Origin of the sequence: Desertihabitans aurantiacus (assembly GCF_003344635.1) — a bacterium.
GTDB lineage: Bacteria > Actinomycetota > Actinomycetes > Propionibacteriales > Propionibacteriaceae > Desertihabitans > Desertihabitans aurantiacus.
This window is the reverse complement of the sequence record NZ_QPKK01000179.1, coordinates 1-8,144: the sequence shown is the minus strand read 5'-3', so window position 1 is coordinate 8,144 and position 8,144 is coordinate 1. Positions and strand designations below refer to the sequence as shown.

General features: G+C 73.6%; 5 protein-coding genes. 1 reads left to right on the top strand and 4 read right to left on the bottom strand.

All coding sequences use genetic code 11. The features are described from left to right. The 4 genes from DVA66_RS13870 to DVA66_RS13855 form a co-directional block, all read right to left on the bottom strand. The coding region (locus tag DVA66_RS13870) for a hypothetical protein (RefSeq protein WP_157974007.1) at positions 1-1,002 on the bottom strand (1,002 nt) is incomplete at its 3' end. 12 nt (positions 1,003-1,014) lie between these two features. After that, positions 1,015-2,601 carry a hypothetical protein gene (locus DVA66_RS13865; protein WP_114560622.1) on the bottom strand — a complete coding sequence of 529 codons (1,587 nt, stop codon included), beginning with the start codon at positions 2,599-2,601 and terminating at the stop codon, positions 1,015-1,017. A 144-nt stretch (positions 2,602-2,745) separates the two neighbouring features. Next, positions 2,746-3,381 (bottom strand): LuxR C-terminal-related transcriptional regulator, encoded by a 636-nt coding sequence (locus tag DVA66_RS13860; protein WP_114560621.1) that lies wholly within the window; start codon positions 3,379-3,381, stop codon positions 2,746-2,748. Between the two features lie 84 nt (positions 3,382-3,465). Continuing rightward, the gene (locus DVA66_RS13855) at positions 3,466-5,520 is read right to left on the bottom strand and encodes a HelD family protein (RefSeq protein ID WP_114560620.1); all 2,055 of its coding nucleotides are present in this window, start codon (positions 5,518-5,520) and stop codon (positions 3,466-3,468) included. Between the two features lie 163 nt (positions 5,521-5,683). Between DVA66_RS13855 and DVA66_RS21955 the strand changes: the two genes are divergently transcribed. Further along, on the top strand, positions 5,684-8,144 hold a 2,461-nt coding region (locus tag DVA66_RS21955), incomplete at its 3' end, for a bifunctional metallophosphatase/5'-nucleotidase (RefSeq protein ID WP_157974006.1).

Here is an 8,144-nt window from a genome sequence, read left to right as displayed (position 1 = left end):
GGCGCGGACTCGCAGCCGGTCGGCCGGGCGGTACGGGTCCGGCGCTGGCGGCGGGTCGACCGTGCGGCCCGGCAGCGCCGAGCCGGTCACCTCGACCAGGTAGGCGCGCACCGCGTGGGCCGGCACCTCGCCGTGGACGCCGTCGCCGGCCGAGGCGCTGACCCCGTCGGGCACCCGCCAGTCCGAGGCGGCGTACTGCTCGGCGCTGAACCAGGCCCGGTGCAGCTCGAGGGCGACGAAGCGGAGGTCGAGGTGGCCTCTGCGGTTGGTCCGCCAGCCGTCCCACGCCGCCCGCGGCAGGTCACCCGGCAGGGCCGCGTCGAGGTCGTCCAGGCTGACCCGGGCGGCCAGCCAGGTGCCCGGGTCGACCGCCGACAGCGGGGTGAACGTGGTGGCAGCGTACGACCCGTCGGCGCTGGCCGGGAGCAGCTCGTCGGCGAGCATCAGCCGTTGCCGCTCGGCCGTCGGCAGGGTCGAGCGGGACGCCAGCCGCGACACCGTCGACAGGGCCGCCTCCACCGCCGCCTTGTGCCCGACGACCAGCCACTCCGCGAGCAGCGCGGTCAGCTCCTCCGGCGGAGCGCCCTGGGCCTGCAGGTCGTCGTGCACCGAGCGGTACTCCTGGTACAGGGTGAAGGCCGGCGAGGGCACCGGGAACCCGCCCGGACCGTCGCTGAACAGCACCGCCCGGGCGGCCCGCAGCTGGTCCTCCTCGGCCGCGGACCAGCTACGGGTGGCGAACTGCATCCGCTGCAGCAGCTGCCGGTGGCGCACCCACAGCGGCGGGTGCACGGCCGCCGACCGCGCCGGCTGCCCGCGGCGGACGTCCCCGTTGGTTAGCTGGGCGAACTCCCAGGCCCGGCCCAGGTCGGTCATCGACCCAGGAGCGGACAGGTCGACCAGCTGCAGCGGGACGGGCAGCTCCGGGCAGGCCAGGAACCCCTGCCCGCCGGAGCGGGCGTGGACCCAGGCGGCCAGCGCCAGGTGCAGACCGGCGTCCATCGTCGTCGGCCGTCAGATCCAGGCGGTGACGTCGGGGTTGGGGTCGGCCGCCTTGGGGATCAGCGCCGACATGAACCCGACCAGCTGCAGCCCCCGCACCGTGATCGAGGCGGTGTCGACCTGCAGGTTGGACTCGTCCTCGCGGTTGGTCTGCTGGTACTTGCCGCCGATGCAGAAGGGGCCGATGCCGATCATCCCCCCGCCCTGGGTCTGGGACTGCATCGAGCGCACGAAGCTGGCGAAGGCGGAGGAGTAGATGGTGAGGTCGCGCACGAACAGCGCCTTGGTGGCGTAGCCGATCATCGCGCCCTTCGGCGGCTTCGCACCGTCGGAGTGCTGCGGGCCGTGGTCGGCGACGAACTCGGTGGTGGGCCGCCAGCCGCGGGAGGAGAAGAAGCCGGGGTTGAACGCCGGCCGGGAGATCTCGACGGTGGTGTAGGAGAAGTGCATCCCGAAGTCGGAGGCGTCCACCTGGCACTGGTGCTCGGTGACGCTGTGCCCACCGCCGCCGCCGATGCTGAAGAAGCCGAGGCTGAAGCCGACCGCCCCCGAGCCGGAGCGGGTGGAGGAGGAGGAGGTCGAACGGCGCGAGATGTGGCGCTCGTCGTACTCCGACCAGCCGTCGGAGCGCGCGAAGGCGCCGGGCAGCACGGTCGCGGGGAAGAACGGGTAGCCGAACTGGCCGGTGGTGTTGTTGTTGATGTCGTCGATGCTCTCCAGCAGCCGCGTCTTCCACTGCACCATCGAGCTGCCGAGGATGTGGTTGAGGGTGGCCTGGGCCCGTTCGACGTCCAGCTTGTAGCCGGTGGCCTCCCAGTCCCGCAGCGCCTCGGTGGCCCGCCGGCGGTAGATGCCGCCCGAGCGCTGCCACTCGATGAGGTCCTGGGCGCTGCCGCCGTTGGCGCGGGCCAGCCGGGAGGCGTAGTCGGTGACGGCGTTCTCGTACAGGCTCTTCTTCGCCTTGTAGGCCGTCATCGCCCGGCTGTCGCGAGACTCGGTGGTCTTCTCGCCGGTGAGGAAGTCCTCGACCTCGACCGTCTCCATCAGCAGCGCGCGCATCCGGTCCACGATGGCCTGCTGCTCGGCGGTCAGCTGCTCGTCGGCCACCTCGCACCGGCGCAGGGTGTCCTCGTAGAGCTCGCTCAGCCGCAGCCCGGCCTGGCCGTAGACCACCGAGACGTGCTTGTACTTGCCCTGGCCGCCGGTGGCCAGCCAGCGGGAGCGCTCCGGGGTCGGGGTCGGCAGCGGGATGAAGTCGACCAGCCGCGACCACTGCTCCCAGGTGCCGAGCAGGTGCTGCTGGTACATCAGCTTGGCCTGCTCGACGGCGTCCTCACGGCTCACGCCGCCTTCACCGCCCTCCCCGCCCTGCGGGCCCATCAGTGTCTCCACCAGCTCCCGGAAGTAGGGCAGCGTCAGCGGGGTCGGGCCGGAGAACGGCCCGGCGATGGCGAAGTCGAAGGCGCTCTCGTGGAAGGGGATGCCGGGCTGGATCCAGTTGATCATCACGTTGTCGGGCATCGGCAGCTCGGCGCTGCCGCCGGTGAGGCCGTCGTACAAGGCGTCGACGACCTTGCCCATCAGATCCTTGACGTCCATCGTGGGGCCTCCCTGCTCGTCGCTGCGGTCACTGCGAGCATCTCGGGGCGGCCTCGGCAGCGGATCCACCCGGACGGGCGAGCGCAGGTGGAGGTTGGCGGTGGAGCCGGGAGCTCCACCCCACCTCCACCGGTGGAGAGCGGCTCAGGGCGAGGGTGTCAGCTCCGCGCGGCAGCGCAGCCCCAGCTTGGCCAGCACGGAGTGCACGTGGGTCTTCACGGTGGCCTCGCCGATGACCAGCCGGGCCGCGATCTGGCGGTTGGTCAGCCCGACCGACATCAGGTCGGCGACCACCTGCTCGCGCGGGGTGAGAGCGGGCCGGTGGTCCGGCTCGGGACGCACCACGCGTGGCGGCAGCGGACGCTGCCGCAGACCGCGCAGCAGCAGGGCCGACGTCCGGGGGCTGCTGCAGGCGCCGCCGGACAGCACCACCCGCACCGCCTGCTCCAGGTCGGCGAAGGCCTGCTCGGAGTCGAGGAAGCCCACCATCCCGCCCTCGGCGCAGCGCAGCACGTCGGCGTCGTGCTCGACCGGACGGATCCCCAGCCCGATCCAGCGGGTGCGGGGCACCAGGCGTCCGAGCGCCTCGACCAGGTCGCCCGGACGTCCAACCGCGTAGTCGAGCAGACCGAGGTCGGGCGGGTGCACCACCGCCTGGGCGAGCGCCTCGTCGGCCGTGCCGGCGTGCCGGACGACCACGCGGTCGGTCTTCGCGGTGAGCGCGGCGGCCAGGGCGTCGCGGAGCATCCGCACGGGTGTGACGAGCAGCACCTCGACCATCGCGTCCCCCCTCGAGACGACGGCCCGGGGTATCCGGTGCGTGGCCATTCTCACCCGCCCGTGGGGCTCCGGCAAGGGCTCCGCTCAGCCGGCGAGCTGGGCCGGCAGCGGGTGCCGGTGCACCACGGCCAGCGACGTCACCGCCCGGGTGAGGCAGACGTAGAGCCGGCGCAGACCGGTGGTCTCGTCGGCCTCCCCGGCGACCACCGCCGCGGGCTCGACCAGCACCACGTGGTCGAACTCCAGACCCTTGGCCAGGCCCGCCGGCACCAGGTCCAGACGGTGCCGGAACTCCGTCCCGGCGGGCTCCTCACCGAGCACCCCGTGCTCGAGGCCGGCCCCATGCAGCGCCGCGCCGACCTCGTCGGCGGCCGCGTCGGCCACGATCAGACCGACCGTGCCCTCGCGGCCCAGGGCGGCCCGGCAGGCGTCGACCACCTCCTCCACCCCGCCCGGGCGCACCACCAGGTCGCCGCTGCCGCGGCGCACCGAGTGCGGCGGCCGGAGCCCGGGGGCGATGGTGGGCAGCAGCCGGGCGGCGAAGTCGATCACGGCGGCGGGCACCCGGAAGCCGGCCACCAGCTCGGCGACCTCCGCCTCCGGCTGGTCGAGGTGGTGCAGGGACTCCTGCCAGGAGCGGGTGGCCCACGGCGTGGTGGCCTGGGCCAGGTCGCCCAGCAGGGTCACCGAGCCGGTGCTCGCCCGGCGCCCGACCGCCCGCAGCTGCATCGCCGACAGGTCCTGGGCCTCGTCGACGATGACGTGGCCGAGGCTGGGGGTGCGCTGCAGCAGGTCGGCCAGCTCGTCCAGCAGCACCAGGTCGGCCGCGGTCCAGCGGGCGCCGGCGGCGCTGCGGGCGACCTTGGCCGGACGCAGCAGCGCCTGCTCGTGGGCGTCCAGGACGCCCTCGGCGCAGGCGGCCAGGTGGTCGGGGTCGGTGTAGAGCCGGTGCAGCACCCGGGCCGGCTGCAGCGCCGGCCAGAGCGCCGCGACGCAGTCGCGGACCGGCTTGCTGCGGGCCACCGCCGCCTGCACCCGGTCGTCGGGGGAGTCGCCGGCGGCCTCCATCCGCAGCAGCACCTCGTGGGCCAGCCGCTGGGCGAGCATGGCGCGGCCGGCCTCGTAGCGCACCCCGCGTCCGCGCAGCTCGGCCACCAGCTCCTCCTGCCGGTAGGCGGCCACCCGGAACTGGCGCGAGCCGCGGGGCACCACCAGCGGCGCGTCCGGGGTGCCGAGGGCCGACCACACCGCCCGCTGCAGCACGGTCGCCATCCGGGGGTCGCCCTTGAGGACGGCGGCCGCCACCGGTTCGACGGCGCGGACCTCCTGCCCGGTGGCGGCCGCGACCAGGGACTGCACGGTCTCCTGCCGGGCGTCGATCTCGCCGAGGGCGGGCAGCACGTCGCCGATGTAGCCGAGGAAGGAGTCGTTCGGGCCGACCACCAGCACCCCGGAGCGGGACAGCTGGTGGCGGTGGGCGTAGAGCAGGTAGGCCGCCCGGTGCAGTCCGACCGCGGTCTTGCCGGTGCCCGGTGCGCCCTGGATGCACAGCGAGCGGGACAGCTCCGCGCGCACCAGGACGTCCTGCTCGGGCTGGATGGTGGCGACGATGTCGCGCATCGGCCCGGTGCGGGGACGTTCGATCTCGCTCTGGAGGATCTGGGAGGCGGCGTCGGTCGCGGTGTCGGTCTCGTCCGCGAGGCGCTCGTCCTCGTAGGCCGTCAGCCGGCCGGCGTCGAAACCGAAGCGGCGGCGCAGCCGGACGCCCATCGGCTCGGTACGGGTCGCCCGGTAGAAGGGCCGGGACATGCCGGCGCGCCAGTCGATCACCAGCGGCTGGTCCCCGGCCTCGCCGGTGACGTGGCGGCGTCCGATGTAGAGCCGCTCGTCGTGCTCGGCGCCGAGGGCGGTGTCGTAGTCGAGGCGGCCGAAGAACAGCGGCACCGAGGGGTCGTCCTCCAGCGCCTTCATCCGCCGGTAGAGCACCTGCTTGACGTACTGCAGCGAGACCCGGTCGCCTCCGGAGGCCTCGGCGGCCTCGGTGCGTGCCCGCATCGCCGCCAGCGCCCGGCGGGAGTCGTCCAGGTGGCGCCGCTCGGCGTCCAGCTGCGGTTCGGCGGCGGTCGGGGGAGAGGGCATGCCAAGAGCTCCGATGCACTCGGGACGGGTGGAGGGGCGAGGAGCGACCTTACTCAGGCCGGGGCGACCGTCAACCCCCTTTGTTCACCTCGCGGCCATCGACCCGTCGGGAGACCTCCGGTAGCGTCCGAGCGTCACTCGAGTGCGAGACAGAAGGACGAACATGGGCACAAGGACCTGGCGGATCGCCGCCGTGACGGGGGCGGGTCTGGCGCTGACGGCGTCCGTGCTGCCGCTGACGCCGGCGCAGGCGGCCGAGCGCGACATCACCATCTTGTCGTTCAGCGACTACCACGGCCGGATCACCCCCGACCTGACCATCCCGTTCGCGGGCCAGATCGAGCAGCTGCGCGAGCAGGCCGGCGAGGACAGCACCCTGCTGGTCTCCGGCGGCGACAACATCGGCGCCTCCCTGTTCGAGTCCGCGGTCGACGACGACGACCCCACCATCGACATCCTCAACGCCCTCGACGTGGACGCCTCCTCGGTGGGCAACCACGAGTTCGACCAGGGCTTCGGCGACCTCACCGGTGACGTCATCGCCGGCGAGGAGGTGGGGGAGAACCCCAACGGCGGGCGTCCGGCCGCCGACTTCACCTACCTCGGCGCGAACGTCTACGACGCCGGCACCACCGACGCGGCCCTCGAGGAGTACGCGCTGTTCGAGGTCGACGGGATCACCGTCGGCGTGATCGGCGCGGTCACCGAGGAGACGCCCACCCTGGTCTCGCCCGGCGGGGTGGCCGACATCGACTTCGGTGACCCGGTCGAGGCCGTCAACCGGGTGGCCGGCGAGCTGACCGACGGGGCGGACGACAACGGCGAGGCCGACGTCCTGGTCGCGGTCTACCACGAGGGCTACGGCGCCGAGGGCGACGACCTCGCGGACGCCGTCGGCTCCAGCGAGGTCTTCGACGCGATCGTCAACGACACCGACGACAGCGTCTCGGCGATCATCACCGGCCACAGCCACCAGGCCTACGACTACGACGGCCCGGTCGAGGGTCTCGAGGGCGGCACCCGCCCGGTCATCCAGGCCGGCGAGTACGCCTCGGGCATCGGCCAGATCACCATCACCGTGGACGACGCCGCCGAGGGCGGCCCGGCGGCGGTGGCCGCCACCGCCGAGATCGTCGACCCGATCGCGGTCGAGGACGACGGCGACGAGGACCTGGGCCCCGAGATCGAGGCGCTGACCGAGGAGCTGGCCGCGGACTACCCGCGGATCGCCGAGATCGCCGGCATCATCGACGACGCCCTGGCCTTCGCCCAGGAGGAGGGCGAGGTCGTGCTGGCCGAGGCCGAGGCCCCGATCACCACCGCCTTCACCGACGGCAGCTACGGCGAGCAGGGCTACGGCGACTACGACGGCGAGCCCGCCGACCCGACCGACTTCGCCTCCGAGGACTTCGGCGCCAGCCGGGACGACCGCGGCAGCGAGTCCGCCATGGGGAACCTGGTGGCCGACGCGCTGCTGACCTCCCTGGCTCCCGAGGAGCGTGGCGGCGCCGAGATCGCCGTCGTCAACCCGGGCGGTCTGCGCTCGGAGTTCGACGCGGGCGACATCACGGTGGCCGAGGCCAACGCGGTGCTGCCCTTCCTCAACAACCTCAACACCATCACCCTGACCGGTGAGCAGTTCACCACCCTGCTCGAGCAGCAGTGGCAGACCGACGAGTTCGGCGAGGTGCCGTCGCGGGCCTACCTGCAGCTGGGCCTGTCGGCCAACGTCAGCTACACCTTCGACCCCGAGGCCCCGCAGGGCGAGCACATCACCCAGGTCTTCGTCAACGGCGTGCCGATCGACCCGGCTGCGGAGTACCGCATCGGCACCTTCTCCTTCCTCGCCCAGGGCGGCGACAACTTCCGGGTCTTCGTCGAGGGCACCGACCTGCGTGACTCCGGTCTGGTCGACCGGGATGCCTGGTTCGCCTACCTCTCCGCCTTCCAGGCCGCTGACGCGCCCCTGACGCCGGACCACTCCAAGCGCTCGGCGGTCTACCCGGGTGACGCCCCGGTCGAGGTGACCGCCGGGGAGTCCCTCGAGCTCAGCGTCGGCGGGCTGGACCAGACCAGCATCGGCGCCCCGCAGGTCACCGAGGCCGCGGTCGGGGTGCTGCCCGAGGACGGCGGCGCGCTGGCCGAGCTGCTCGAGGCCTACGGCGACGTCCTCGCAGGTGGCGAGGGGCTGCCGGCCGACGAGCAGCCGATGGCCGTGCTGAGCGCGCTCGACGACGGCTCCGCCGACGAGGGCGTCCAGACCCGGGCCCAGGCGCCCGACGAGGGCGTCTACCTCGGCGACGTCGAGGTGGTCGACGGCGAGGCACAGGTGTCGGTGGAGATCCCGGCCGACCTCAGCGGCACCCACCAGCTGTTCCTGGCCACCGAGACCGGCAGCCTGGTCGGCATCACGCTCGAGGTCGAGGCGGCCGCGGCCGAGCCGACCCCGGAGCCGACGCCCGAGCCCACGCCGGAGCCGACCCCAGCGCCGAGCGACGGCCCCACCGCGGAGCCGACCCCGGCGCCGGACGCTGACGACGCGGGCGACGACACCGACGGCCCGGGCGACCTGGCCGACACCGGGTCCGACGCCGGCCTGATGGCGGTCGTGGCCCTGGCGGCCG